General features: G+C 32.7%; 1 protein-coding gene. It reads left to right on the top strand.

What is annotated here, in order from left to right; genetic code table 11:
* The coding region (locus QWI17_RS01235) for a nitroreductase family protein (protein WP_302720673.1) at positions 1-370 on the top strand (370 nt) is incomplete at its 5' end.
* Positions 371-373 lie beyond the last annotated feature (3 nt).

The following is a 373-nucleotide window of genomic DNA, read 5'->3' as shown; positions in this document are numbered from 1 at the left end:
AGTTGATGAAGTATATAATTATACAAATTCAGAACGAGGTATTTCTAATGAAAAAACAGCAGACACAGTAGAAGGTCTAAAACAGTTATTCAGTACATTTTCTGAAGAAGAACAGTACCATCACACTGCTAAACAAGCACATATATCTTTTGGAATGGCAATTGCCGCAGCAGCAGAACTAGGAGTAGATGCTACGCCAATGGAAGGATTTAGTAAAGAAGGAATAGATGAATTTTTGAAATTAAAGGAAAAAGGATTAAGATCAGTTGTTCTTTTAGCTCTAGGCAAAAGACAAATAGAAGAGGATTGGTTATTTCCATTAAAAAAAGTTCGTCAACCTAAAGAAGAGTTTATTACAGAAATTAAGTAATAG

This window comes from Gilvimarinus gilvus (assembly GCF_030518155.1).
In the GTDB taxonomy this organism is placed as follows: Bacteria; Pseudomonadota; Gammaproteobacteria; order Pseudomonadales; family Cellvibrionaceae; genus Gilvimarinus; species Gilvimarinus gilvus.
Note: the sequence above shows the minus strand (reverse complement) of the source record. Positions and strands in the feature narration are given on the sequence as shown.